Source organism: Aeromonas sp. S5(2024) (assembly GCF_041403025.1).
GTDB classification, from domain to species: domain Bacteria; phylum Pseudomonadota; class Gammaproteobacteria; order Enterobacterales; family Aeromonadaceae; genus Aeromonas; species Aeromonas hydrophila.
Genome location: NZ_JBGLRI010000002.1, coordinates 177,454 through 202,079 on the forward strand (window position 1 = coordinate 177,454; position 24,626 = coordinate 202,079).

The window sequence follows — 24,626 nt, forward strand, 5'->3', positions numbered from 1 at the left end:
GAGCAGGGCGCGGGCTGCTAACGTCCGGTCAGGTCATTTTTTTGAGATCGTACAGGAAGTCTATGAATTCGTTGCGTTTGGAACCTATTTCCCGTGTGGCCGGTGAGGTCAATCTGCCCGGCTCCAAGAGCGTGTCCAACCGGGCCCTGCTGCTGGCAGCCCTGGCCCGTGGCACCACCCGGCTCACCAACCTGCTCGACAGCGATGACATTCGTCACATGCTGGCGGCGCTGACCCAGCTCGGGGTCAAGTACAAGCTCTCCGCCGACAAGACCGAGTGCACCGTGCACGGTCTGGGTCGCAGCTTCGCGGTGAAGGAGCCGGTCAATCTGTTCCTCGGCAACGCAGGCACCGCCATGCGACCGCTGTGCGCCGCACTGTGTCTGGGCTCCGGCGAATACACCTTGGGCGGAGAACCGCGCATGGAAGAGCGCCCTATCGGCCATCTGGTAGATGCCCTGCGTGAAGCGGGCGCCCATATCCAGTACCTGAAAAAAGACGGCTACCCGCCGCTGGTGGTGGATGCCAAAGGGCTGTGGGGCGGCGATGTGCACGTTGACGGTTCCGTCTCCAGCCAGTTCCTGACGGCGTTTTTGATGGCGGCGCCGATGGCGGCGGGCGACACCCGCATCCACATCAAGGGGGAGCTGGTCTCCAAGCCCTACATCGACATCACCCTGCACATCATGAAGCAGTTCGGGGTGGTCATCGAGCACGACAACTACAAGCTGTTCTACATCAAGGGCAACCAGAGCTATGTCAGCCCGGGTGACTTCCTGGTGGAAGGGGATGCCTCCAGCGCCTCCTACTTCCTGGCGGCAGGCGCCATCAAGGGCAAGGTACGGGTCACCGGCATCGGCAAGCACAGCATTCAGGGCGACATCCACTTCGCCGACGTGCTGGAGAAGATGGGCGCGCGCATCACCTGGGGCGATGACTTCATCGAGGCCGAGCAGGCGCCGTTGCACGGCATCGACATGGACATGAACCACATCCCCGATGCGGCCATGACCATTGCCGTGGCCGCACTGTTTGCCGAGGGGCCCACCTCGATTCGCAACATCTACAACTGGCGGGTGAAGGAGACCGACCGCCTGCACGCCATGGCGACCGAGCTGCGCAAGCTGGGTGTCGAGGTGGAGGAGGGGCGTGACTTCATCACCGTCACCCCGCCAGCGCAGCTCAAGCATGCGGCCATCGATACCTACAACGACCACCGCATCGCCATGTGCTTCTCGCTGGTGGCGCTGTCCGATACCGCCGTCACCATCAATGATCCGGGTTGTACCTCCAAGACCTTCCCGGACTACTTCGACAAGCTGGCCAGCATCAGTCAGCGCGCGTGATGAACCCAGGCCCGCCTCGCTGCGGGCCTGTTTCTTTGGGCTGTCCCGCTCTGCTTCCCCCCTCTCGTCACCCTCGCTTAGCAGCATTATTAAAACTTGCAAGGCAGGATAGGAAAATTCCTTCCTAGATAATGTAATTTTCTATTTACACCGCTGCCCGTGCGGGCTAGATTGAAGTTTCTTTATCGCAGTCATCTAGCAGGAAGCCTTGTCATGCAGCATCAAACCGACGACGTTCGTATCAGTGAAATCAAAGAGTTATTGCCCCCGGTTGCAGTGCTTGAGAAGTTTCCGGCCACCGAGACCGCATCCAGTACGGTCTTTGAATCCCGTCAGGCCATCCATCAGATCCTGGCCGGTGAAGATCAGCGCCTGCTGGTGGTGATAGGCCCCTGTTCCATTCACGACCCGGCCGCCGCGCTGGAGTACGGCAAGCGCCTCAAGGTGCTACGTGACGAACTCAAGGGCCAGCTGGAGATCGTGATGCGGGTCTACTTCGAGAAGCCGCGTACCACGGTGGGCTGGAAGGGGCTGATCAACGACCCTTACCTCGACAACAGCTGCCAGATCAACGACGGCCTGCGCATCGGTCGCAAGCTGCTGCTGGATCTCAACGACATGGGGCTGCCGACCGCCTCCGAATTCCTCGACATGATCACCCCGCAGTACGTGGCGGATCTGATGAGCTGGGGCGCCATCGGTGCCCGTACCACCGAATCCCAGGTGCACCGCGAGCTGGCCTCCGGTCTCTCCTGTCCGGTGGGCTTCAAGAACGGCACCGACGGCACCATCAAGGTAGCCATCGACGCCATCGGGGCCGCCAGTGCGCCGCACCACTTCCTGTCGGTGACCAAGTACGGCCACTCCGCCATCGTCGCGACCCGGGGCAACCCGGACTGCCACATCATTCTGCGCGGCGGTCGTGAGCCGAACTACAGCGCCGCCCACGTGGACGAGGTGGTGAAGGGGCTGGACAAGGCCGGTCTGCCGCAGAAGGTGATGATCGACTTCAGCCACGCCAACAGCAGCAAGCAGTTCAAGAACCAGATGCTGGTGGCCGAGGACGTGGCCGGTCAGCTGCGTGCCGGCAGCCGGGCTGTGTTCGGCGTCATGGTGGAGAGTCATCTGGTGGAAGGGCGTCAGGATCTGGTGGAAGGGTGCGAGCTCACCGTCGGTCAGAGCATCACAGATGCCTGCATCGGCTGGGCCGACACCGAAATTCTGCTGCGCAATCTGGCCGATGCGGTGGCCACCCGCAACGCAGGCTAATTTCGGCCTGGCGGCGCCGCATGGCGCGCCGTAGCTACGACACACAAAAAAAGCGCGACCCCGGGTCGCGCTTTTTTATTGGCCAGAGCGGGCGGCAGGCATGATCACCAGCGGTAGGTCTTGAGCAACTGCTCGAGCTTGCGGCACTGCTCCACCAGCTGGACGCTGGCGAGGTTGGCGGCGTGGGCCTGGCCCAGGGTGTCGTTGGAGGTGTTGCGAATGTCGCTCACCGAGCCGTCCACCTCGTTGCAGACCCTGTCCTGCACCTCGGCGGATTGCGCCATCTGGGCGTTGAGGTCGTTGATGCTGCTGATGCGGCCGATGATGTTCTGCATGGCGGCCAGGGTCGCTTCTGTCTTGTGGATGCTCTCGTCCGCCTTGGCTTTGGCATCCCCGATCACCGACACCGCACTCTGGGCCTCGTTCTGCAGGGCGGCGATCATCTGGGAGATCTCCTCGCTGGCGGCGCGGCTGCGGTTGGAGAGGGCGCGCACCTCGTCGGCCACCACCGCAAAGCCGCGGCCCTGTTCGCCGGCCCGGGCCGCCTCGATGGCGGCGTTGAGGGCCAGCAGGTTGGTCTGATCCGCGATCCCCTTGATCACCTCCAGTACCCCGTCGACCGCCAGACAGCGGTTGTCGAGCTGCTGGATCACCCTGTCTACCCGTTCGATCTCCGCCGACATCTCGCCCATGTCGTTGATGGAGTGCTGGGCGAGGCGACTGGTGTTGGCCGCATCCTGGTTGGTAAGGGCGGAGAGCTCGGCGCTCTTGCGGGCATGCTCGCGCACCTCGTGGGAGCTGGCGGCCAGCTCGCTCACGGCGGCGGCCACCTGTACCGTCATGCTCTCCTGCTGGCGGGCTGATCCTTCGGTCTGGGTCGCCACCTGGCGGATCTGGTTGGACTCCTGATAGAGCTGGTGGGTGGCACTCTCCACCTCCTGCAGGCTGTGGCGAAACCCCTGCACCATGTCGCTGACGGCGCGGGTCATCTCGCCCAGCTCATCCCGGTTGGGATTGATCAGGGGGAGGGAGAGATCCCGCTCCTTGGCCATGCGGGTCATGGCCAGCTGCAGATGGCGCACCGGCCGCTTGATGTAGCGCTGCAGCACCCAGCCCAGCAGGCCGAAGCCGAGCCCAAACACCGCCACCAGGCTGCCGCTCAGGATCAGGTTGTTGCGATGGATCTCGCCAAAGGTGTGGCTGAGATCGTAACTGATGCGTACCGCCCCCATGACGGTGCCTTCCGCCACCTGGTGGCAGGTGGTGCACTGGGTGCCGCGGTACTCCTTGTAGGCTTTGAAGGGCTTGATCAGGGTGAGCTGGTTGCCCTGCTGCTCGAGAATGGTCTCGCCCTGGTTGATGGCGCGCTCGTCCAGCTTGTCTTCAATTTGCTGATCCGGATGGCCGGGGCCGAACAGGCTGGTCACCGCCGGGGCGCGGATCAGACGGGCCTCGACGATGCCGGCCTCGCTCTTGAGCTTGGTCTGCACGATCTGGCGGTTGGCGATGGCTCCCGTCATCATCAGCACGTTGAGCTGATCCATGTAGGTGTTGGCGGCGCTCTCCACCTTTTCACCCGCCAGCCGGATGGCGAGATCTCGTTGCAGCCAGGCGGAGAGCTCGAAGCTGAGGGCGAAGGTGCAGCCGATGACCAGGGCGAGGGGGAGAAAGATTTTCCAGTTCAGAGACAGATTTTGCATCGTTGGCAGGTCCATGCGCAGGAGAGCGATCGTCAATGGTTGATGACTCTCCCCGCGCTCGCTCATCAGAACGGGGAAGATGGTTCTCTATCGGCACACCCTACCTCATCTTGAGTAAATTATCTGTTAACTGGATCCGTGTTGGAGGTTAATGGTGCGTAGCAAACGAGAGCTGTTCGTCGTTGAGTTGATCCAGCACAAACTTGGTATTTATTGATAGTGGTTATCATTTGCATTATTCACTTGATAACCTTGCCTGCCATGACACCACTGCTGACCCCGACCATGACCGGTCTTGCCACCCCGGATCCCCTCAAGTTCGCCTTTGGCGCCAAGGCCTCGGCCCACGCCAGTCGCGGCGGCATGCGCCCGCTTACCCTCGACCACGCCGACTGGCAAGCCTGGTGGCACCGCGAGAGCGAGGCGGATGAGCGAGCGCTCTATATCCACATCCCGTTTTGCCGCAAGCGTTGCAGCTTCTGCAATTTCTTTGAAAATGGCGCCAACCCGGCCCGCATCACCCGCTATGTCAATGCGCTCTGTAGCGCGCTTGCTCGGGCTGCCGAGACACCCTTCACCCAGAGCCGCCCCTTCTCGGCCGTTTATGTGGGGGGCGGTACGCCGACGGACATGAGCGCCAACGAGCTGGTGATGCTGGCCGCCGCCATCCGTCGTTTTCCTTTGACTTCGGATGCGGAGGTCACCCTGGAGGGGCGCCTCAACGGTTTTGATGATGCCAAGTGGCACAGTGCGCTGGCGGGCGGCTTCAACCGTTTCTCGTTCGGGGTGCAGAGCTTTGATACCGAGGTGCGCCAGGAGGCGGCCCGCTTCGACGACCGGGAGACCCTGCTGACCCGGCTGGGGGAGCTGACCCGTCACGACGACGCGGTGATCGTGGCCGATCTCATCTTCGGTCTGCCGGGCCAGGATGATGCCGTGTGGCGTCAGGACATCGCGGATGTGATGGCGAGCGGGGTACACGGGGTGGATCTCTATCAACTCATCGCCATGGCCGGCACCAATCTGGCCCGTGCAGAGGCGAAGGGCAAGCTCGGCTGGGCCGCCGATGGCCAGCAGCGGGCTGCCATGTATGCCTATGGCGCCCAGACGCTGGAGCAGGGGGGCTGGCAGCGGCTCTCCTGCAGCCACTGGCGGCGCGGCGAGGCCGAGCAGAGCCGCTACAACCAGATGGCCAAGCGCGGCGCCGAGATCCTCCCCTTCGGGGCCGGGGCCGGCGGCAACGTGCATGGGCACGGCCTCATGTATGGCCGGGATCTGGCGCTCTGGCACGAGGCGCTGGCGGCGGATCTGCGGGCCCCCGGCATGGTGATGGGACGCAATCCCAATGGCCGCCTCGATGGCCTGCTGCGCGGCGCGCTCGACAGCGGCTGGCTGGTGCTGGCCCGTTTGCCGACGCCGCTGCGGGCACATCTGCAACCCTTGTTCGAGGCCTGGCAGCAACATGGGCTGGCGACGCTGAGCGAGGCGCGGCTCGAACTCACCCTGGCGGGGCGTTTCTGGAACGTCAATCTGCAGGCGGGGCTGTTTGAATACTTGCAGCTCAACCCGCTGGCGGGGTCGGGTACGCCACCTGCCGATCCGGCGCAGGCGGTGCGCCATTCGCTGGTGTGAGTGCACTGGCCGAAAGGGCCTGACAAAGAGAGGATAATAAACAAGGGGGCACCTGATGTGCCCCCCTTGTTCGTTATGGCTGGTGGACCTCTTCCACCCGTACCCGCAGTTGCCCCTCTGCAAGCTGGGTGACCAGCGTCTGGCCGGCATCCACCTGGGCGGCGCGGCTGATCACCTCACCGCTTTGGGTGCGGGTGATGGAGTAGCCGCGCCCCAGGGTGGCGAGCGGGCTCACCCCGTCGAGGCGGGCGCTGAGCATGGCGAGGCGGTGGCTAGCAAGGTCTTGGCGCTTGGCGATGAGGGCATGGAGGCGCTCCTCGGCCAGCTGGTGGCGACGCTTGCCGGCGGCCAGCAAGCGCTCCGGGCTCTTGCCCTGCAGGCGCAGTTCCAGGTTGGCGAGGCGCCGCTCCCCTTGATGCAGTTTGTGGTTCATCAGCTGCTGCAAACGGGCGGAGAGCTCGTCGAGGCGCTGGGATTGCTGCTCCAGCCGCCGCTTTGGATCCTGATGATCGAGCCGCTTTTGCAGCAGAATGAAATCGTGGCGGGCGGCGGTCTGCTGGCGGTTCATGGCCTGCAGCAGTTGCTGCTTGAGATGGGCGAGGCGCTGGGCGCGGGCGCTCTGATCCGGCGCCACCAGCTCGGCGGCTGCCGACGGGGTCGGGGCGCGCAAGTCGGCGGCAAAGTCGCTGATGGTGACATCCACCTCGTGGCCCACCGCGCTCACCACCGGGATGGCGGAGTGGGCGATGGCGCGCGCCACCGCCTCTTCGTTGAAGCACCATAGATCTTCGAGCGACCCGCCGCCGCGCCCGACGATCAGCACATCCACCTCGGCGCGGCGGTTGGCCAGGGCAATGGCAGAGACGATCTGGCCGATGGCGGCGCTGCCCTGCACCTGGGTCGGGTAGATAAACACCGGCAGATCCGGCGCGCGGCGTTTGAGCACGGTCAACATGTCATGGAGGGCAGCACCGGTAGCGGAGGTGATGAGGCCCACCGCCCGCGGTTCGCGCGGCAGCGGCCGCTTGCGCCCCTCGTCGAACAGCCCCTCGGCGCCAAGGCGACGCTTGAGCTCCTCAAAGCGCAGCGCCAGCACGCCGTCGCCCGCTGGCTGCATCGATTCGATGATCAGCTGGTAGTCGCCGCGCGGCTCATAGAGGGAGACCCGCGCCTGCACCAGCACCTGCATGCCATCCTGCGGGCGAAACGCGACCCGCCGGTTGTTGCCCTTGAACATGGCGCAGCGCACCTGGGCCGACATGTCCTTGAGGGAGAAGTACCAGTGGCCGGAGCTTGGCATCGCCAGGTTGGAGAGCTCGCCGGTCAACCACACCAGCCCCAGATCCTGCTCCAGGATCATGCGCACGGCGCTGTTGAGGCGGGTGACGGTAAAGACCTGCTGTTGTCTGCTTTGACTCGGTTCGTTGCGGTAGTTCAAGGCTGGTCCTGCACTGTGTGCCCCGCCTTGGGGGCGGGGGCATAAAACAATGGCGCCATCTTAACGCAGTTCGGGGCGAACGCCGAGCGGCGCTGGCCCTGTCGGGTTCAGCGTGTGTCCGGATCCTGAGGCTGCGCCTGGGCCTGAACGGTCGGGGCACTGGCCTGGCTGGTCACCAGCCAGACCGAGAGGCAGACGACCAGGCCCCCCAGCACGAAGCCCTGGCTCAAGGTCTCGCCCAGCACCAGCGCCCCCCACAAGATGCCGAAGGGGGGAATGAGGAAGGTGACGGTGAGGCTGCGCAGCGGGCCGATATCGGCGATCAGTCGAAAATAGAGCAGGTAGGCGAGGGCGGTGCAGACCACGCCGACCGCCAGCACACTGGCCCAGGCGGTGGGCACGGCCCAGTCGACCGCAGGGCCGGCGGCCAGCTGGTAAGCGAAAAAGGGCAGCAGGAACAGGCTGGCACCCAGCTGGCTGCCAAAGGCCACCAGCTTGGCATCGAGCCCGCCGCGATGGGTGATCCAGCTGCGGGTGAGAAAGCCGGCGAGGCCGTAGCAGGCGGTGGCAAACAGGCAGGCCAGCACCCCGGGCAGCAGATGCCCACCGGCACTCACCTCGCCGGTGGTGGTGATGAGGCTGATCCCGATCACCCCCAATACCACCCCCAGCCATTTGCGCCTATCAAGGCGCTCGTTGAAGCAGGAAAAGCCGATGAGGGCCCCCATCAGCGGCGTGGTGGCGTTGAGGATGGCCGAGTAGCCGGCCGGCAGCCAGAGGGCGGCGATGGCGTACATCAGAAACGGGATGGCGGAGTTGATGACGCCGAGCAGCATGGCGGACTTGAGCTTGCCCTGAAACCCCATGGGGGCGCGCAGCAGCAGGAGCATGACGGCAAGCCCGATGAGGGCGAACAGTACCCGCAGGAAGGTGGTGTTGACGGCGCCAAACGCCGGGGCGGCGATGCGCATGAACAGGAAGCTGGCGCCCCAGATGGCGGCCAGCAGGAGCAGGCGCCCGTAATCGGCAGGTTTCATGGTGTCGTCCTTGAGGTGATGGTGGCCAATATTGGCGCTGCATCGGCATGATGCCGACAAGGTGCCTGTGCTGGCAACTGCCTGGATGGCAGCAGGGCATCCATGCCCTGGCGTACCGGTGTGTGGGTGACGGGAGCGTTACGGCTCCGGCTGGCTCACGAAGGCAATCTTGTGCAGGCCGTGCTGGGAGGCCTGGGCCATCACCCTGGCAATGATGCCGTACTCCACCTTGCGATCAATGCGCAGCTGGATCTCGGGCAGCTCCCCCTCGGCCTGGCCGGCGCTCTCCATCTTGGCGAGCAGGGCGGCTTCGTCGACCTGCTGATCGTTCCAGTAGATCTTGCCGGCCCTATCGATGGCGAGGTTGATGTCCTGCTTGTCTGGCTGGTTGAGCTGGCTGCTGGCCTCTGGCAGCTCCAGCTTGACCGCGTTGGTGAGCAGGGGGGCGGTGATCATGAAGACGATGAGCAGCACCAGCATGACGTCGATCATCGGGATCATGTTGATCTCGGAGAGGGGTTGATCGTCCCCCTCGTCCGACAGTTTGCCAAATGCCATCAGCCGCGCCCCTGTCTGGTTTCCCGCTCGACCAGCGGGGTGACGTTGTTGGTGGCGACTTGCTCGAAGCCGGTCACCAGCAGGGTGAACAGATCGTGGCCAAACTCCTCCAGCGCCGCGAGCCTGAGGCGATTGCGCCGCACGAAGAAGTTGTAGATGAGCACGGCCGGCAGGGCGACCGCGAGGCCGAAGCCGGTCATGATCAGCGCTTCACCCACGGGGCCGGCAACCTTGTCCAGACTGCTCTGACCGGCGGCGCCGATAGCCAGCAGGGCATGGTAGATACCCCAGACGGTGCCGAACAGCCCGATGAAGGGGGCTGCCGAACCCACCGAGGCGAGGAAGGCCAGCCCCTGCTCCAGCCGCACCCGCTCCTGAGTGATGGCCCGGCGCATGGCGCGCAGCAGATATTCATCCGGCGAGCCCAGCTTGCAGCTGACCGCACGCTCCTCGGCCCGGTTCAGTTGGGCCACGGCCGCCAGCGCGGCGCCGGTCAGCCGGCCATAGGCTTCCTGCGGCGGCAGGTGGGCCAGCTGGCGCTCCATCTCCTGCACGCTGTCGTGCTGCCAGAAATCGGCGATGAAGCGGGCGTTGAAGCGTTGTTCCCGCTGCGCGAGGTAGCTCTTGAGCAGGGCGTAGTAGCAGGTACCAAGGGACATCAATACCAGCAGGATGAAGGGGATCAGCCCCACGCCACTGTTCTGGCTGAGCAGGTGGGCGATGCCCATGCCGTTGCTTGCGATTTCAGGATCCATGTTCAAGCCCTTAATTTGAAAATGATGGTGACTTTTGCCGAGGCCTCGACGGCCACGTTGTTCTGTTTGGCAGGAATGAATTTCCAGCGGCTGACGGTCTTGCGGGCCGTCATGTCCAGCCGCCGATAGCCGCTGCTCTTGTCCACCTCCACCGAGGCGGCGGTGCCCTCGGCCGTCACCCGCACATTGAGGATGACCCGCCCCTCTTCTCCCCGTCGTCTCGACTCATAGGGGTATTGGGGCTCGGGGTTGTTGAGCCGTGCATCGCGGGCGATGGGGGCGCTGTTGCCCGCGCCGCCGCCAGCCTTGCGGGCAGGACTTTGACTGGCACTTCCGCCACTTGCCTGTGCGGCCGTTGCCGTCGTGGCAGGGGCGGGCGCGGTGACCGGCGGTTGCGGACTGCTCACCGGCATGACCTTGGCGGGCTGCACCGGCGGGGTACGGTTTTTAAGCGGTTTGACCACCGGCTTGACGCTTTTCTTGACTGGCTTGAGCGGCGGTTTTTTGGGTGTCGGCAACGGCTTGGCTTTTTGCGGCACTTTTTGTACTTGCTGCGCGGTGGGAGCAGGGGCGGGGGCGTCATTGGTTGCGGCCTCGCCAACCCAGCGGGCCGACAGGGTCAGCGGCAAGGGCGGGGTGATGGGCGCAGGCTGGTGCGCATAGAGCCACCAGAAGGCGGCAAGATGCAGGGCGATCGCGATGGCAAGGCAAACGAGACGGGCGGCGTCGGGATCGTTGGCGGGCAGTGCTGGTCTCGGGCTGCAGGAGTCCATCACTTGTCTCCCTTCCTGGTCTTCATATTCATACTCAAACGGCTAGTGTGAAGGCGCCAGAACAGGCGTCAGGCAGCTAGCATGCCTGATAATGAGAATCACAAACAACAACCATTATCAATCGCATTTTAATCGTGGTGAGACCGGCTCCCAGAAAATAAGAAGCCGGGTCGGCAAGCTGCGTTCCCGGCTGGCAACGGGTTGAGCGGTGTGGGCCGGCATCGGTCTTGCCCCCCTGTTGTCTGGATGCGTCACAACTCCAGCAATACCCCCAGCTCCACCACCCGGTTGGCGGGAATATGAAAGAAGTCGGTCGCCTTGAGGGAGTTGCGGTTCATCCAGACGAACAGGCCCTCCCGCCAGCGCGCCATGCCGGGCAGATCGGTGCTGACCAGGTTCTCATGGGAGAGGAAGAAGGAGGTCTTGGCCATGGTGACCTTCAGATCCTCCTGGGCGCAGGCCTGGAAGATCTCCTCCATGGAGGGCACCTCCTTGTAGCCAAAGTGGGCGACCACCTGCCAGAACCCCTCGCCAAGGTGGGTGAGCTCGATGCGCTCCTTGAAGGAGAGCCAGGGTTCATCCTTGATCTGAACGGTCAGGAAAATGACCCGTTCGTGCAGGATCTTGTTGTGTTTGAGGTTGTGCAGCATGGCGTGGGGCACCACCTGTACCGATTTGGAGAGAAACACGGCGGTGCCGGGGACCTGCAGCGGCGGGTGTGCCTGCATGTTGTCAACAAACCCCTTCAGCGCCAGTGATTTGTGCTCCAGCTTGTCGAGCACCAGCTCCCGTCCGCGCTTCCAGGTGGTCATCACTATGATGGCCAGCAGCGCAAACAGGATGGGGAGCCAGCCACCGGCCAGAAACTTGGTGGTATTGGCGGCAAAGAAGGTGACATCGACCAGCAGCAGCGGCGCGCACACCAGCGCAATCAGCCAGCGCGACCACTTCCAGCGGCGGGCGGCCACCACCATCAACAGCAAAGTGGTGAGCGCCATGGTGCCGGTCACCGCGATGCCGTAGGCGGCGGCCAGGTTGCTTGAACTCTGGAACCAGAGGATGACGATGACGATGCCTCCCAGCAGCAGCCAGTTCACCAGTGGCAGGTAGATCTGGCCTATCTCGTGCTCCGAGGTGTGGCGGATCTCCTGACGGGGCAGGTAGCCGAGCAAAATGGCCTGGCGCACCACCGAGTAAGTGCCCGAGATCACCGCCTGGGAGGCGATGACGGTGGCCAGGGTGGCGAGGATCAGCAGGGGAAAGGCCAGCCAGGAGGGGGCAAGCAGGTAGAAGGGATTTTCGATGGCGGCGGGATTGCGCAGCAGCAGGGCTCCCTGGCCGAAGTAGTTGAGCAGCAGGGCGGGCATCACCAGAGAACCCCAGGCCAGCTGGATGGCGCCACGGCCAAAGTGGCCCATGTCGGCGTAGAGCGCCTCCGTCCCGGTGACGCAGAGCACGACGGCCCCCAGGGTGATGAAGGCGATACCCGGTCGGTTGACCATGAAATCGAGGGCGTAGAGCGGGTTGACGGCCTGCAGGATGGCGGGGTTTTGCGCGATCTCATAGGCCCCGAGCGCCGCCAGCACCCCGAACCAGATCAGCATGATGGGGCCGAACAGGCGACCGATGCCGGCGGTGCCGTAATGCTGGGCCCCGAACAGGATCACCAGCACGGTGAGGGTGATGGGCAGCACGAACGGCGCCAGCTCCGGGGTGATCACCTGCAACCCTTCGACCGCCGAGAGCACCGAGATGGCGGGGGTGATCACCGCATCCCCGATAAACAGCCCCACGCCGACCAGGCCGAGCAGCATGAGCAGGGCGCGTGGCCTGGCCGGGAGGCGACGGGAGGCCAGCGAGGCGAGGGTGAGGATGCCCCCTTCTCCCTTGTCGTCGGCCCGGAGCACCAGCAGCACATATTTGAATGAGACCACGATCATGATGGTCCAGAAGAAGAGGGAGACGATGGAGAGGATCCCCTCCGGAGTGGGCTGCAGACCCAGGTGCCCAGCGAAGCTCTCCTTGAGGGCATAGAGCGGGCTGGTACCGAGATCGCCATAGACGACCCCCAGTGCCGCCAGAGTAATAGCCATGCGCCCTTGCTGGTGTCCGTGGCTCATCATGAAATTCCATTTCAATTCAGACTGTTAATCATGATACGCAGGCACAGGCACAAAGGAAACCCGCACCACGAAAAGGTCCCTGCGTTTGGAGTGCCGGGTTGGGTGACACAGCCCGGATGTTGCCCTGCTGGATTTAGTGTTTGAGGGGGATGGCCAAGCGCGCATGAGCTTGCTGTCGAGTGTGCTCGACCAGGGCCAAACGGTCTGCAACGGGGGAGGGGAAGCGGGGCTGTGTGAAAAAATGAAACGGGAACTTTTTTGCATAAAACCGTAATGAGACAACTCTTTTGTCCCCAAAAGGCTGTTTTGCGACTGAAAATGTTGGTTTTTTAGCGGCTTGGCGGCTGAAAAGGCCAAAACGCCATAAAAAATTCAAAAAACTTCTTTACCAGTGACCAATGCGTGAGTAAACTTCGTCGGCAATATTTTACACCCCCACTTCCTCAACGGTGAGATATTGCCATGCTCAGGATTGCCAAAGAAGCGTTAACCTTCGACGATGTACTGTTGGTTCCCGCCCACTCCGAAGTTCTTCCCAATACTGCCGATCTGCGTACCAAGCTGACCTCTGCCATCAGCCTGAACATCCCCATGATCTCCGCTGCCATGGACACAGTGACCGAAGCCCGTCTGGCTATCGCACTGGCCCAGGAAGGCGGTATCGGCTTTATCCACAAGAACATGTCCATCGAGCAGCAGGCTGCCGAAGTGCGCAAGGTCAAGAAGTACGAGAGCGGCGTGGTCACTGACCCCGTCACCGTACGCCCCGACATGACCATCGCCCAGATCAAAGAGCTGAGCCACAAGAACGGTTTCGCCGGTTATCCGGTGGTGACCGAGGGCAATCAGCTGGTGGGCATCATCACCGGTCGTGATGTGCGCTTCGTAATTGATCTTTCCCAGACTGTCGAACAGATCATGACCCAGAAGGATCGTCTGGTCACCGTGCGTGAAGGCGCCCCCCGCGAAGAGGTGGTTGGCCTGATGCAGAAGCACCGTATCGAGAAGGTGCTGGTGGTCAACGCCGACTTCAAACTCAAGGGCATGATCACTGTCAAAGACTTCCAGAAAGCCGAGCGCAAGCCGAACGCCTGTAAAGATGACAAGGGTCGTCTGCGGGTGGGGGCTGCCGTCGGTGCCGGTGCCGGCAACGAAGAGCGCGTCGCCGCCCTGGTGGAAGCCGGTGTGGACGTGCTGCTGATCGACTCCTCCCACGGCCACTCCCAGGGCGTGCTGGATCGCATCAAGGCGACCCGCGAAGCCTATCCTGATCTGCAGATCATCGGCGGCAACGTCGCCACCGCCGCCGGTGCCAAGGCGCTGGCCGCGGCTGGCGTCAACGCCGTCAAGGTCGGTATTGGCCCGGGCTCCATCTGTACTACCCGTATCGTGACCGGCGTGGGCGTGCCCCAGATCACCGCCATCTCCGACGCCGTCGACGCGCTGGAAGGCACCGGCATCCCGGTGATTGCCGATGGCGGCATCCGCTTCTCCGGTGACGTGGCCAAGGCCATCGCCGCGGGCGCAAGCTGCGTCATGGTCGGCTCCATGTTCGCCGGTACCGAAGAGGCGCCGGGCGAGATCGAGCTCTACCAGGGTCGCTCCTTCAAATCCTACCGTGGCATGGGCTCTCTGGGCGCCATGTCCAAGGGCTCCAGCGACCGTTACTTCCAGACCGACAACGCCGCCGACAAACTGGTGCCGGAAGGGATCGAAGGCCGCGTGCCGTACAAGGGCCGCCTCAAAGAGATCATCCACCAGCAGATGGGCGGCCTGCGCTCCTCCATGGGGTTGACCGGCAGCGCCACCATCGACGACATGCGCACCAAGGCTGAATTCGTGCGCATCTCGGGCGCCGGGATGAAAGAGTCCCACGTTCACGACGTGACCATTACCAAAGAAGCCCCCAACTATCGGATGGGCTGATAAAACGGGGCTGCGGCCCCGTTTCTCCACCGCTTTTTTATCCCGTGCTTTTTGTGACAACAGCAGCCTGATGCAGGAATAAAATGACTAAAGACATTCACCAGCACCGTATCCTTATCCTCGACTTCGGTTCCCAGTACACCCAGCTGATCGCCCGCCGCGTGCGCGAAATCGGCGTCTACTGCGAACTGTGGGCCTGGGATGTGACCGAAGAGCAGATCCGCGAGTTCAATCCGAGCGGCATCATCCTCTCCGGCGGCCCCGAGTCCGTCACCGAAGCGGGCAGCCCGCGCGCCCCCGAGTACGTGTTCAACGCCGGCGTGCCGGTGTTCGGCATCTGCTACGGCATGCAGACCATGGCCGAGCAGCTGGGTGGCAAGGTGCAATCCTCCACCGAGCGTGAGTTCGGTTACGCCAAGGTGGAAGTGCTGGGCAACTCTGGCAAGACCAGTGCCCTCTTGCGCAACATCGAAGATGCCATCGCCGACAACGGCAATGCGCTGCTGGATGTGTGGATGAGCCACGGTGACAAGGTCACCACCATCCCGGCTGACTTCACCACCATCGCCCAGACCGCCACCTGCCCGCACGCCGCCATGGCCAACGAAGCCAAGCGTTTCTACGGTGTGCAGTTCCACCCGGAAGTGACCCACACCCGTCAGGGTGCCCGCATGCTGGAGCACTTCGTCAAAGACATCTGTGGCTGCGAATGCCTGTGGACCCCGGCCACCATCATCGACGACGCCGTTACCCGCATCCGTGAGCAGGTGGGTGACGACGAGGTGATCCTGGGCCTCTCCGGCGGGGTGGACTCCTCCGTGGTTGCCATGCTGGTGCACCGCGCCATCGGCGATCGCCTGACCTGCGTCTTCGTCGACAACGGTCTGCTGCGCCTGAACGAAGGTCAGCAGGTGATGGAGATGTTTGGCGATCACTTTGGTCTGAACATCGTCAAGGTCGACGCCGAAGAGCGCTTCCTCTCTGCCCTGGCGGGTGAAGATGAGCCGGAAGCCAAGCGCAAGATCATCGGCCGCGTCTTCGTCGAAGTGTTCGACGATGAAGCGAAAAAGCTGAAAAACGCCCGCTGGCTGGCGCAAGGCACCATCTACCCGGACGTCATCGAATCGGCCGCCAGCAAGACCGGCAAAGCCCACGTCATCAAGTCTCACCACAATGTCGGCGGTCTGCCGGAAGAGATGAAGATGGGTCTGGTGGAACCGCTGCGCGAGCTGTTCAAAGATGAAGTGCGCCGCGTTGGCCTCGAGCTGGGTCTGCCCTACGACATGCTCTACCGTCACCCGTTCCCGGGTCCGGGTCTGGGCGTGCGGGTGCTTGGCGAAGTGAAGAAAGAGTACTGCGATCTGCTGCGCAAGGCCGATGCGGTCTTTATCGAAGAGCTGCGCAAGGCCGACCTCTACAACCAGGTCAGCCAGGCCTTCGCCGTCTTCCTGCCGGTGCGCTCCGTTGGCGTGATGGGCGATGGTCGCAAATATGACTGGGTCATTGCGCTGCGCGCCGTCGAAACCATCGACTTTATGACCGCCCACTGGGCCCACCTGCCGTACGACTTCCTGGGTCACGTGTCGAACCGCATCATCAACGAGATCAACGGCATCTCCCGCGTGGTGTATGACGTCTCCGGCAAGCCGCCCGCAACTATCGAATGGGAATAAGCGGCTAACGCCCTTTCACCCTTCACGCATAAAAATGTAAAAAAGACGCCCTTGCGGCGTCTTTTCTTTTTCCAATCGTTTGCGCCTCACTTTTCCCCTCGCTAGCCGCTCTCTCACCTCTCTGCCTCTGTCATATCTGACAGGGGGTGTTTTATGGATCTCGCACTAGGCTCAGCCATGCCAATTGAGACCGGCGCCGTGAGGTGGTGGTCGTGGCAGCAGGGGAGGGTGGCGACAGCAAAGTCTTCATGTGCGCTGTCGACACCGGACATACCAAATCTGGTGTGGCTCCCGGTGGAGTCCGGACACCACTTGAATAAACGGGGCGGAACCCGAACAGCCAAACGAGTAGGGACAAGAGATCACGGAGGGTTTGTTATGTCAGAACAAGCAGTGTTGTTGGGCGGATGGACTGCCTACCACAAGCTGAGCGCCAAAGATCAGGCCGTATTCAACCAGGCGCTGGAAGGATTTGTCGGGGTGCAGTACACCCCCTTTGAAGTCTCGACCCAGGTCGTCGCTGGCACCAACTACCGTTTCAAATGCAAAACCACGGTGCCGCTGCCCAATCCGATCCACGGGGAAGCCGTGGTGCAGATCTTCCAGTACCTGGATGGCTCGGCCCATATCACATCCATCACCCCGATCTGATCCGGTAGTAGGGAAGCCGGGAGGAGGACAAAGCCACCGATCGGCTAGCCTCACACCTCATAAAAAAGAAAAGACGCCCGAGGGCGTCTTTTCTTTATCTATAATCCAGCGCTTCTGATGTGCTGCCAGCATGGAAACTTATCGATTAATTTATTGATCTTGCTCAGAAAATTATCATCATCCGCTTTTGCTTATCTGCCTTGCTGGCTAAGATATCCGTCTGGATATGGTCTCTTTGGAGTCACCAATGAATCAGGCCAGATACATCGCGTGGATCAAAAGCAGCAAACTGGTGGCTGTCGTGCGGTAGCTTGGCTGTAATTCGGTACTGGCATGAGCATATCGAGCGCCATAGTGGATGGACGCTAATACGGTCAGATACCAGTGAAATTTTTTTAATGCAATGATTTAAAATGATTTTTATGTGGCTATGAAGATGAAGCAGAGTTATACGGAAGGTTCTGCTATTGGATTAGTATCGCCTTCTTTCTAATCATTGTTAGTGTTCAAGGAGAATAAGCATTGAACAAAGCTGAAGCAGTTGAAAGGCTAGATAGTTTAAAGGCGAGAGCAGCTCAATTAGCTAGCATGCCAAGAGGGAGTCAAGAATTCAAAAAATGGCATCGAGATACGGAAGTGGCTATAGAGCGTATTTTTGGTGAGGGAACTAGGCATTTGAAAGATTTTACAGACATTCACTATTCATTAATGATGTTTACATCAGGGACTCCAGATTCCTCATTTGAAAATGCCTATCGTGGTGGGGTAAGAAATGCTATCTCTGTATTGGAGTCACTGATTGATGAGGTTAAAGAGTATTGGGAGGATGAACCAGAGTCTCATATGCAAGAATTGTCCGCTATTGATAAAGTTGAATTGCTAATTCGCCGATTCCACAGAGTAGCGCGACAGCTTCGATCTAGACACGGTTCGAGAAAAACAATCGAAATAGAAGATGAATATGATGTTCAAGACCTTTTTCATTCTCTATTACGAATCTATTTTGATGATGTAAGGGCTGAGGAGTATACACCAAGTTACGCGGGGGCTTCGTCGCGAGTTGATTTTTTACTTAAGCAAGAAAAAATAATTATCGAGATTAAGAAGACTAGACAGGGTTTATCTGCAAAAGACGTTGGTGAGCAGCTTATAATCGACTCGCAGCGATATCAAGCCCATCCGGATTGTAACACTTTAGTATGCTTTGTTTATGATCCGGAAGGGCGTGTCGCAAATCCCCGAGGGATTGAAAGTGACCTTACAAAAGAAATTAATGGCGTTCCGGTGACTGTGTTTATCACACCTGAGCAATAGGCACTAACAAAGTGCTGCTGTCGGACAATTTTCCGCTTCGCTCCAAACTTGCCGTAGAGCACGGTGTCATGTTACTCAAGTGGAAAAATAAATGATCGATTATTTTAAGTTAGTTGTTGATCTTGTGGGGCATTTGGTTTGGCCTGCAGTAGTCGTAGGCGCATTGTTTTATTTCAAGAAAGATGTATCCAAATTATTACAGCGAGTTAAAAAAGCAAAGTATGGCGATATGGAAATTGATCTTATTGAAGCTATTGATGAGGTCAAAGGTGATGCAATAGAACTCGGAATTACGATTGCTTATCCTAGCTCTGTTTATAGTGTTAGTGATTTGGAGTTAGTGCAGATGGCACCTGAATGGGCTTTTTTACAGTCTTGGCAAAACATCGAGAATATCCTTATAACTAAGGGTTCCGATGGCAAACGTCAGCCAATTTACAAATTGGTTAAGCAATTACAAAATTCAGATAAAATTGACAGTGGTTTAGCTGATTTAATCTTGAAGATATATCGTTTAAGAAATGAAATTGTGCATGTGAGTGGAATTGATCTTACTAAGGCTGAAGCAATGGAGTGGTTAGGTGTATCAAAGAGTGTTTCAGATCGCTTAAATCAAAAATTAGAATGAAAACTAGATGATAACATAACAAGCCATTTAAGATGGATTCGCAACGTGTGGCATTTTTACCATGCGTTGATTTAAGTGTTTAAGGTGGCATCCGGTGGCTTTGGTATTGCACACACCTTAACAAGACATTATCTTTAAAGGGAAAATATGAAGGTTAATCACTACAATAGAAGTCACAAAGGGCATTTACCTATCCGGGTTCTGCAACATAATATTATTGCGCAGTTTGAGAATACAACTTCTAACTTTCTAAATGACACGTTGGAGACTGTGAGGAGTAAAGGACTAAAAACAGAAATTATTTACAAGGTAAATATAAGCTCTCAAAAAGGAGAAAAAGTCAAAGGTCCTTTTGTATACAGTTCGTCAAAAGAAATAAATATTCATGAAACATTTTTAGCATATTTATGGTGTGTGACATTTAGTTTATATATATACACAGATCTAATCCTTTCTGGAAAGCTCGAGGATGACAACGAAAAAAAGAAGTGGGCAGATAAAACTTTTGACTATGCCTTGAGTTTAATCGACGGTTATCATGATTGGGATAAAAATAATCTTCCCAATCCAGAGGTTTACGATTTAAACCTAGCCGCAGATATCGAGAAAACAAATGAACTCTTCCTATATGGATTGAATTTTATTTTGTGCCACGAGTACTCACATGTGGACTTAGGTCATTGTAAATCTTATGAATCATCTAATGGGTTCCTGACAGTTCTTGAGAAGATGGAATTTGAACAGCAAGCAGACGCGAATGCAGTTAGGTTATTTTCTGAAGGTATATATCTAAATAATGAGGCCGCGATAAAATACGGAGTTTCGATTGCTTTATCGTCTCTTCTATTTTTTAAGTCAAAAGTATCTAACAAAATTCATCCAGATTCAGATTTACGCATCATGAACGCTTTAAATGAATTCCAAGTGGATGATAATGATACAGCTTGGTTAATAGCATGTGCGGCTTTAGGTTTATGGTCAACAAACTATTCAGTTGAGTTGGCTTGGGAAGAAAAGCCAACATTTAAGAGTCTCTTTGAATCCCTCTCCCATCAACTTGATTAAAGTTAACAAATTGTTTAAGAGTGATTCGGTACGCGTGACATTTTTACCATGCGTTAGGTCTAGTGGTTAAGGTGGTATTCAGAAGTGTTGGTATTGCGTGCCTTATACCTTAACAAGGCGTTAGGCTACATAAACGAGAATTATGGGCACACAAGGTGTTAATGATCTTGGGTCAGCCGTACTGCATTGGCTTTGCTTTTAAAACCTTTGTGGTCGCGGAACATGGATATCCGAACACTATCGTGCCCGTGACAAAGTTGCAAAGGGGGGCTTTCCTCCTCTAAATTTCTCTCATACAGACCATCAGATATCGCCGAGTGACTGTCCGGCGATATCTGATGGTCTGTTGCCTTTTGACCTGCAGGTTCTGTGTTTCCCCTGTCAGGCAGAGCATCACGACCCTATCTCACTCATACCTCGCCGCTTCCCAGGCGTGTATCGCCTGTTTGCGGGTCTCGCCCCAGTGATAGCCGCCGAGTTTGCCGTTTTGCTGGATGACTCTGTGGCAGGGGATCATCAAGGCGACGGGGTTGGCACCCACCGCCAGCCCCACGGCGCGGGCGGCCTTGGGGTTGCCGACGGCGCTTGCCACCTGGGCGTAGCTCACCACCTTGGCGGGCGGGATCTGCAGCAGCGCCCGCCAGACGCTGATCTGAAAGTTGGTGCCGCTCACGTGCAAGGAGATGGGGCGATCCGGTGCCTTGCTGCTGTCGAACATGGTGTGGATGACCCCCTGGATGCGTGATGGCGATTCTCGCAGCTCCGCCTCTGGCCAGTTGTGGGCGAGGGTGGTCAGCGGCGTCTGTGGGGCCTGGTCATCGAGAAACGAGAAGTTGCATACCCCCCGCGGGGTCAGGGCGACAAACGCCTGGCCGAAGGGGGTGTCGTGCACCCCGTGATCGATGATCAGCCCGGCCCCGCGCTGTTTGTACTCGCCCGGCGTCACCGCCTCGAGCTGCACGAAGTGATCGTAGAGCCGCGAGCCGCTGCTCAGGCCCAGGGTATCGGCCACCTCCAGCAGCGGGCGCGACTCCTGCAACAGCGCCTTGGCCCGCTCCAGGGTCAGTACCTGCAGATAGCGTTTGGGCGTTACCCCTGCCCAGCGGCTGAACAGCCGCTGGAAGTGAAAGGGGCTTAAGTGCACGTGCGCTGCTATCTCGTCCAGGGTGGGCTGGCGCGCCACCTGGCTTGCGATAAAACGGATGGCATCGGCGATGCGGGCGTAATCAGACATAAGGCGCTCTCACGATAGGTTTGCAGCCGCAGGATCTTGGGTGCGACAAGGTCATGTGCGACAAATAGATACCCCACCATCGGCCAGCAGGGCAATGCCGGTGGTAAAGCTGGATGCATCGGACGCGAGATAAAGGGCTGAGCGGGCGATCTCCTCCGGTTGGGCCAGCCGTTTGAGGGCATGCATATTCTGCACAAAGGCGAGGCTTTCCGGCGTATCGGTAAAGGCCCGTCCCATGGGGGTGTCGGTGCCCCCCGGCAGCAGGGCGTTGACCCGCACCCCTTGTGCCCCATATTCGGCAGCCAGCACCTGGGTCAGGCCGATGAGGCCCGCCTTGCTCGCGGCATAGGCCGCCATGCCGGGCAGCCCCAGAGTATGGCCGACGAAAGTGGAGGTAAAGATAAGCGAACCGCCGCCGCGTGCCTGCATGGCGGGGATCTGGTACTTGGCCCCCACAAAGGCGCTGGTGAGGTTGGTATCCAGGGTCTCCTGCCACTGCGCCAGTTCAAGCGCTGGCACGCTGCCCGGTGTCCCCATGGTGCCGGCATTGTTGAAGGCGATATCGAGCCCGCCGAAACGGGTCAGCGCGAGATCCACCAGGGCGCGGGCATAGGTTTCGCTTTTCACATCCCCCGCCAGGCTTACCGCCTGGCCCCCCTCATGGCGGATCTCCTCCACCAGCAGATCCAGCTCGGGCTGGCGGCGGGCGCCGACGACGATGCTGGCCCCCTCCCGGGCAAACAGGATGGCGCTGGCGCGGCCGATACCGGAGCTGGCGCCGGTGATGATGGCGACCTTGTTGGACAGTGATGACATGGCAGTTCCCTCGCAGGTGTGTTGTGCGCCAGCTAAGTGGCGCACAGTGTTGGCAGTGGGTTGAAACCTCAATGGGTTCGACCCCACGATGGTTCGGCTCCACTATGGCAACAGGCCCTCGCAGAGACGACCCGGATCTTGCTCTCTTTGCCCCCATGCCGCTTTGCTGCGCGCTGATACCGGTCCTTGCGGCAACAAAACAGGGGATCTTCGGCCGTCATTCTCTATAATGCCCCCTCATTTTTTGACTGCCGGTTTGACTGCTGGGCCAACTACCGGCAGCGCCGCTGGCCGCGAGCCGGCCACCCCGATAGAGACGATGTCATGCATACCCTGGAACAGCTGCGCGCAGGTAAACTCTGCGGCGCCCGCCACCTCAAACTCGCCGAAAACCTGACGGTGTTCCCACCCGAGATCTTTAGTCTCAAAGAGACGCTGGAGGTGCTGGATCTCACCGGTAACCAGTTGAGTCGGCTGCCTGACGAGCTGGCCGAGTTCAGCAAGCTGCGCATCATTTTCTGCTCCGAGAACCGCTTTACCGAGCTGCCCGAGGTGCTGGGGCGCTGTCCGGCGCTCACCATGGTGGGCTTCAAAGCCAACAAGATCGCCACTGTGCCCGCCGCGTCGCTGCCGGCGGGGCTGCGCTGGTTGATCCTGACCGACAACGCGGTGGAGCAGCTGCCCGATGAGCTGGGTCAGTGCGGCGCCCTGCAAAAGCTGATGCTCTCGGGCAATCGCCTGCGCGAGTTGCCGGTGGCCCTTGCCAACTGCCAGCGTCTGGAGCTGGTGCGCATCGCCGCCAACCGGCTCGACGCGCTGCCGGATTGGCTGGCGAGGCTGCCGCGTCTTGCCTGGTTGGCGTATGCGGGCAACCTCTTCAGCGACAAGCAGGAGCAGCGGCTGGGTCAGTGCGCCTCGGTAGCCGACATTCCGTGGGCTGCGCTGACGGTGGGCGAGCTGCTGGGGCAGGGGGCATCCGGTGTCATCCATCGCGCCGAGCTGGCCACACCGGCAGGGCCGCGGGCGGTGGCGGTCAAATGCTTCAAGGGGGCCGTGACCAGTGATGGGCTGCCCCGCTGTGAGCTGGCGGTGTCGCTGGCGGCTGGTCGTCATCCCCATCTGGTCGGGGTCGAGGGGCGGGTGGGCGATCACCCCTCCGGCATTCCGGCGCTGGTGATGGCGCTGATAGACCCTGATTTTATCAACCTGGCGGGACCGCCGAGCCTGGACTCCTGCACTCGCGACATCTATCAAGCCGATGCCCGCTTTACCCCGGCTGCGTTGCTGACCATGGCGCAGGGGGTGGCGAGCGCCGCGCTGCATCTGCACGGGCGCGGCATCCTGCACGGCGATCTCTACGCCCACAACATGCTGTACGCCTCACAAGGGGAGGGCCGGCTGCTGCTCGGGGATTTCGGCGCCGCCTCCTGTTATGAGCGAACCGATGGTGAGCTGGCCGGCTTGCTGGAGCGCCTGGAAGTGAGAGCCTTCGGCTGCCTGTTGGAAGAGCTGCTGGCCCGCTGTGCTCCCCGTGATGACAGGCTGGATGTCCTGCATGTGCTGGTGTATGACTGTCTTGCCGAGGTGGTGGCGGCGCGCCCCGACTTTGCCGAGATTGCGGCCAGGCTGGCTGCGGTGGCGCCGGTCATCTGCGCCGAGCCAGTTTTGCTGTGATCCGACTCGCCCTGCCGTCGCTGTAGTAGCAGGCGCAAAGCAGGCGAAAAAGAGCCGGAGTGGATGACAAAAAGATGTCAAAAGGGGGCCTTCGGGCCCTTTTTTGTTTTGTTCCGCTTTTTTGGGCAAAAGTTGTGGCTGCCGCCTTGTTGGTGCTTGCGTGCAGCGGGCTAAGTTGTGATATTGAGGCATCTTTACATGACAGGGGTTACCGGATGGAAGCGGCATTTTGGCATCAGCGTTGGGAAGAGAACCGGATCGGCTTTCATCAGGCGGATTTCAATCGCTGGCTGCAATCCTGGTGGTCGGCCCAGCAGCAGGGCGAACCCGTGCTGGTGCCCCTGTGCGGCAAGTCCCGCGACATGCTCTGGCTGAGCGGGCAGGGCCATCCGGTCGACGGGTTCGAGCTCTCGTCCGTCGCCATCAACAGCTTTTTCAGCGAGAACAAGCTGAGCGACACGGTGAGTGCCGAGGGGCCCTATCAATGCCATCAGCACGACAGCCTGCGCATCTATGAGGGGGATTTTTTCGCCGCCCCCGAACTTGGCCGCCGCTATCGGCTGGCCTATGACAGGGCGGCCCTCATCGCGCTGCCGACCGCCATGCGCCGTCAATATGCCGAGCTGATGAGCCGACTTATCGAGGCGGGTGGCCAGGTCCTGCTGGTGACTCTGGAATATCAGCCGGAGCAGCAGCGCCAGCCGCCGTTCTCGGTGGGGGAGATGGAGGTGCGCACCCTGTTCGAGCGCCACTTCCAGGTCGAGGTGCTGGGGCGAGCGGCCGAGCTCGATCACCCCAGGGTGCTGTCGGGCCAGCTCTCCTACTTCGACGAGGTGGCCTACCGGCTGGTGCGCCGTCCAGAGGCTTGACCAAAAGCGTGAGCTGAGGCGATAAAATTCGCCATAAAACTGCAGCTGGTTGACTCTTTATTACCTCCTTTGACATAGATCAACGTGACAAGGGAGGGGAGTGCCTAAGATGAGCCTGTTTCTCAATCACTGTTGTCATCGGCAG

20 protein-coding genes are annotated in these 24,626 nt (G+C 59.9%); 11 read left to right on the forward strand and 9 right to left on the reverse strand.

Annotated features, from left to right (window positions below; all coding sequences use genetic code 11):
* Window positions 1–62 precede the first annotated feature (62 nt).
* Together aroA and aroG are read left to right on the forward strand one after the other, a co-directional pair.
* On the forward strand, window positions 63–1,346 hold the full coding sequence (gene aroA, locus ACB032_RS04635; protein ID WP_010633771.1) for a 3-phosphoshikimate 1-carboxyvinyltransferase: 1,284 nt from the start codon (window positions 63–65) through the stop codon (window positions 1,344–1,346).
* Window positions 1,347–1,559: 213 nt separating this feature from the next.
* Window positions 1,560–2,615 (forward strand): 3-deoxy-7-phosphoheptulonate synthase AroG, encoded by a 1,056-nt coding sequence (gene aroG / locus ACB032_RS04640; RefSeq protein ID WP_011705850.1) that lies wholly within the window; start codon window positions 1,560–1,562, stop codon window positions 2,613–2,615.
* 104 nt (window positions 2,616–2,719) lie between these two features.
* Here the strand turns inward: aroG and ACB032_RS04645 are convergent, their stop codons facing one another.
* Window positions 2,720–4,315 carry a methyl-accepting chemotaxis protein gene (locus tag ACB032_RS04645; protein ID WP_371137462.1) on the reverse strand — a complete coding sequence of 532 codons (1,596 nt, stop codon included), beginning with the start codon at window positions 4,313–4,315 and terminating at the stop codon, window positions 2,720–2,722.
* A 261-nt stretch (window positions 4,316–4,576) separates the two neighbouring features.
* Between ACB032_RS04645 and hutW the strand changes: the two genes are divergently transcribed.
* A complete protein-coding gene (gene hutW, locus ACB032_RS04650; RefSeq protein WP_371137463.1) occupies window positions 4,577–5,947 on the forward strand; it encodes a heme anaerobic degradation radical SAM methyltransferase ChuW/HutW in 1,371 nt (456 codons plus the stop codon).
* Window positions 5,948–6,020: 73 nt separating this feature from the next.
* On the opposite strand, the gene xseA is transcribed toward hutW, so the two are convergent.
* From xseA to ACB032_RS04680, 6 genes are all read right to left on the reverse strand, one after another.
* A complete protein-coding gene (gene xseA, locus ACB032_RS04655) occupies window positions 6,021–7,385 on the reverse strand; it encodes an exodeoxyribonuclease VII large subunit (protein ID WP_208201252.1) in 1,365 nt (454 codons plus the stop codon).
* A gap of 107 nt (window positions 7,386–7,492) precedes the next feature.
* Window positions 7,493–8,422 carry a DMT family transporter gene (locus ACB032_RS04660; protein ID WP_371137464.1) on the reverse strand — a complete coding sequence of 310 codons (930 nt, stop codon included), beginning with the start codon at window positions 8,420–8,422 and terminating at the stop codon, window positions 7,493–7,495.
* A gap of 138 nt (window positions 8,423–8,560) precedes the next feature.
* A complete protein-coding gene (locus ACB032_RS04665) occupies window positions 8,561–8,980 on the reverse strand; it encodes an ExbD/TolR family protein (RefSeq protein ID WP_371137465.1) in 420 nt (139 codons plus the stop codon).
* On the reverse strand, window positions 8,980–9,735 hold the full coding sequence (locus ACB032_RS04670; RefSeq protein ID WP_371137466.1) for a MotA/TolQ/ExbB proton channel family protein: 756 nt from the start codon (window positions 9,733–9,735) through the stop codon (window positions 8,980–8,982). Before ACB032_RS04670 ends, ACB032_RS04665 begins: the two co-directional genes overlap by 1 nt.
* Window positions 9,736–9,737: 2 nt before the next feature.
* Window positions 9,738–10,508 carry an energy transducer TonB gene (locus ACB032_RS04675; protein ID WP_371137467.1) on the reverse strand — a complete coding sequence of 257 codons (771 nt, stop codon included), beginning with the start codon at window positions 10,506–10,508 and terminating at the stop codon, window positions 9,738–9,740.
* Between the two features lie 251 nt (window positions 10,509–10,759).
* Window positions 10,760–12,628, reverse strand: a complete 1,869-nt coding sequence (locus ACB032_RS04680; protein WP_323970848.1) for a potassium transporter Kup — start codon at window positions 12,626–12,628, stop codon at window positions 10,760–10,762.
* Between the two features lie 465 nt (window positions 12,629–13,093).
* Between ACB032_RS04680 and guaB the strand changes: the two genes are divergently transcribed.
* From guaB to ACB032_RS04710, 6 genes are all read left to right on the forward strand, one after another.
* Window positions 13,094–14,557 carry an IMP dehydrogenase gene (gene guaB, locus ACB032_RS04685; RefSeq protein WP_011705859.1) on the forward strand — a complete coding sequence of 488 codons (1,464 nt, stop codon included), beginning with the start codon at window positions 13,094–13,096 and terminating at the stop codon, window positions 14,555–14,557.
* An 83-nt stretch (window positions 14,558–14,640) separates the two neighbouring features.
* Window positions 14,641–16,230 carry a glutamine-hydrolyzing GMP synthase gene (gene guaA / locus ACB032_RS04690; RefSeq protein ID WP_371137468.1) on the forward strand — a complete coding sequence of 530 codons (1,590 nt, stop codon included), beginning with the start codon at window positions 14,641–14,643 and terminating at the stop codon, window positions 16,228–16,230.
* Between the two features lie 378 nt (window positions 16,231–16,608).
* Window positions 16,609–16,881, forward strand: coding sequence for a hypothetical protein (locus ACB032_RS04695; protein WP_371137469.1), 273 nt, complete (start codon window positions 16,609–16,611; stop codon window positions 16,879–16,881).
* A 522-nt stretch (window positions 16,882–17,403) separates the two neighbouring features.
* The gene (locus ACB032_RS04700; RefSeq protein ID WP_371137470.1) at window positions 17,404–18,195 is read left to right on the forward strand and encodes a hypothetical protein; all 792 of its coding nucleotides are present in this window, start codon (window positions 17,404–17,406) and stop codon (window positions 18,193–18,195) included.
* Between the two features lie 91 nt (window positions 18,196–18,286).
* A complete protein-coding gene (locus ACB032_RS04705; RefSeq protein WP_371137471.1) occupies window positions 18,287–18,823 on the forward strand; it encodes a hypothetical protein in 537 nt (178 codons plus the stop codon).
* A gap of 147 nt (window positions 18,824–18,970) precedes the next feature.
* Window positions 18,971–19,888, forward strand: a complete 918-nt coding sequence (locus ACB032_RS04710) for a phage exclusion protein Lit family protein (protein WP_371137472.1) — start codon at window positions 18,971–18,973, stop codon at window positions 19,886–19,888.
* Between the two features lie 406 nt (window positions 19,889–20,294).
* Here the strand turns inward: ACB032_RS04710 and ACB032_RS04715 are convergent, their stop codons facing one another.
* Window positions 20,295–21,122 carry a bifunctional transcriptional activator/DNA repair enzyme AdaA gene (locus ACB032_RS04715; RefSeq protein ID WP_371137473.1) on the reverse strand — a complete coding sequence of 276 codons (828 nt, stop codon included), beginning with the start codon at window positions 21,120–21,122 and terminating at the stop codon, window positions 20,295–20,297.
* 51 nt (window positions 21,123–21,173) lie between these two features.
* Window positions 21,174–21,938 (reverse strand): SDR family oxidoreductase, encoded by a 765-nt coding sequence (locus ACB032_RS04720; RefSeq protein ID WP_201355901.1) that lies wholly within the window; start codon window positions 21,936–21,938, stop codon window positions 21,174–21,176.
* Window positions 21,939–22,262: 324 nt separating this feature from the next.
* Here ACB032_RS04720 and ACB032_RS04725 point away from each other — a divergent pair, with 324 nt between their 5' ends.
* Both ACB032_RS04725 and ACB032_RS04730 read left to right on the forward strand, forming a co-directional pair.
* Window positions 22,263–23,612 carry a leucine-rich repeat-containing protein kinase family protein gene (locus ACB032_RS04725; protein WP_371137474.1) on the forward strand — a complete coding sequence of 450 codons (1,350 nt, stop codon included), beginning with the start codon at window positions 22,263–22,265 and terminating at the stop codon, window positions 23,610–23,612.
* A 215-nt stretch (window positions 23,613–23,827) separates the two neighbouring features.
* Entirely contained in the window at window positions 23,828–24,481 is a 654-nt protein-coding gene (locus ACB032_RS04730; protein ID WP_371137475.1) for a thiopurine S-methyltransferase, read from the forward strand.
* Window positions 24,482–24,626: the final 145 nt, after the last annotated feature.

Excerpts from the sequence above, each read along its gene's own strand:
- ACB032_RS04720 (WP_201355901.1), bottom strand. The coding sequence starts at position 21,938 with ATGTCATCACTGTCCAACAAGGTCGCCATCATCACCGGCGCCAGCTCC.
- ACB032_RS04705 (WP_371137471.1), top strand. The coding sequence starts at position 18,287 with ATGATCGATTATTTTAAGTTAGTTGTTGATCTTGTGGGGCATTTGGTT.
- hutW (WP_371137463.1), top strand. The coding sequence starts at position 4,577 with ATGACACCACTGCTGACCCCGACCATGACCGGTCTTGCCACCCCGGAT.
- ACB032_RS04710 (WP_371137472.1), top strand. The coding sequence starts at position 18,971 with ATGAAGGTTAATCACTACAATAGAAGTCACAAAGGGCATTTACCTATC.
- ACB032_RS04660 (WP_371137464.1), bottom strand. The coding sequence starts at position 8,422 with ATGAAACCTGCCGATTACGGGCGCCTGCTCCTGCTGGCCGCCATCTGG.
- aroA (WP_010633771.1), top strand. The coding sequence starts at position 63 with ATGAATTCGTTGCGTTTGGAACCTATTTCCCGTGTGGCCGGTGAGGTC.
- aroG (WP_011705850.1), top strand. The coding sequence starts at position 1,560 with ATGCAGCATCAAACCGACGACGTTCGTATCAGTGAAATCAAAGAGTTA.
- ACB032_RS04680 (WP_323970848.1), bottom strand. The coding sequence starts at position 12,628 with ATGAGCCACGGACACCAGCAAGGGCGCATGGCTATTACTCTGGCGGCA.
- ACB032_RS04645 (WP_371137462.1), bottom strand. The coding sequence starts at position 4,315 with ATGCAAAATCTGTCTCTGAACTGGAAAATCTTTCTCCCCCTCGCCCTG.
- ACB032_RS04695 (WP_371137469.1), top strand. The coding sequence starts at position 16,609 with ATGTCAGAACAAGCAGTGTTGTTGGGCGGATGGACTGCCTACCACAAG.
- ACB032_RS04670 (WP_371137466.1), bottom strand. The coding sequence starts at position 9,735 with ATGGATCCTGAAATCGCAAGCAACGGCATGGGCATCGCCCACCTGCTC.
- guaB (WP_011705859.1), top strand. The coding sequence starts at position 13,094 with ATGCTCAGGATTGCCAAAGAAGCGTTAACCTTCGACGATGTACTGTTG.
- ACB032_RS04730 (WP_371137475.1), top strand. The coding sequence starts at position 23,828 with ATGGAAGCGGCATTTTGGCATCAGCGTTGGGAAGAGAACCGGATCGGC.
- guaA (WP_371137468.1), top strand. The coding sequence starts at position 14,641 with ATGACTAAAGACATTCACCAGCACCGTATCCTTATCCTCGACTTCGGT.
- ACB032_RS04675 (WP_371137467.1), bottom strand. The coding sequence starts at position 10,508 with ATGGACTCCTGCAGCCCGAGACCAGCACTGCCCGCCAACGATCCCGAC.
- ACB032_RS04725 (WP_371137474.1), top strand. The coding sequence starts at position 22,263 with ATGCATACCCTGGAACAGCTGCGCGCAGGTAAACTCTGCGGCGCCCGC.
- ACB032_RS04665 (WP_371137465.1), bottom strand. The coding sequence starts at position 8,980 with ATGGCATTTGGCAAACTGTCGGACGAGGGGGACGATCAACCCCTCTCC.
- ACB032_RS04715 (WP_371137473.1), bottom strand. The coding sequence starts at position 21,122 with ATGTCTGATTACGCCCGCATCGCCGATGCCATCCGTTTTATCGCAAGC.